This window comes from Halorubrum sp. SP9, assembly GCF_005435015.1.
GTDB classification, from domain to species: Archaea; Halobacteriota; Halobacteria; order Halobacteriales; family Haloferacaceae; genus Halorubrum; species Halorubrum sodomense.
Map to the genome: position 1 here is coordinate 1 of NZ_SGXU01000638.1, position 269 is coordinate 269.

The window sequence follows — 269 nt, forward strand, 5'->3', positions numbered from 1 at the left end:
GAGCCCTCGTTGCCGGGTACCAACGACGGCAACCCCAACCCGTTCTCGAACGCGAGCGGCATCGCGACGGGCACCTACATCGGTGAGGGCGTCGACGACGCGCAGGCCGAGATCGACGCGAACGGCCGCGCGAGCGCCGACAAGCGCAACATCGTCCTCTCGGACGGCCAGTCGTTCAACGGGACCGGCAGCACCCAGTTCTCCTCGCCCATCGACGCGGCCGACGACGCCCGCGCGGCGTCGCCGAGCCCGGCGACCGAGGTGTACAC

The 269-nt window shown here is 71.0% G+C and carries 1 pseudogene; it reads left to right on the plus strand.

Annotation, left to right across the window (positions count from 1 at the left end):
* Positions 1–269 (plus strand): annotated as a pseudogene (locus EXE45_RS18855) (hypothetical protein); the annotation flags it as partial.